A 264-nucleotide genomic window follows, 5' to 3' on the forward strand; every position below is an offset into this window, starting at 1 on the left:
CGTGCGTGATAGAATTGGTTCAACCGAACCCGGAGTCTACCATGCTTCCTTTGTTACTGGCTTCCAGCTCTGCCTATCGCCGCGAACTGCTCGCACGCCTGCACCTGTCCTTCACCTGGGCAAGCCCCGATATAGACGAGCAACGCCTGGATGGTGAGCCGCCCGCAGAGCTGGTGCGCCGGCTGGCCAGGCAAAAGGCCGAGGCATTGGCAGGCAGCTACCCTGGGCACCTGATTATCGGCTCGGACCAGGTTGCAGTATTGG

The 264-nt window shown here is 61.0% G+C and carries 1 protein-coding gene; it reads left to right on the plus strand.

From position 1 onward, the window contains the following. Positions 1-41: 41 nt before the first annotated feature. Positions 42-264: Maf family protein (locus SB719_RS20705; protein WP_412159821.1), on the plus strand; the 223-nt coding region annotated here is incomplete at its 3' end.

This window comes from Pantoea sp. SIMBA_079 (assembly GCF_046940275.1).
Classification (GTDB): domain Bacteria; phylum Pseudomonadota; class Gammaproteobacteria; order Enterobacterales; family Enterobacteriaceae; genus Pantoea; species Pantoea borealis.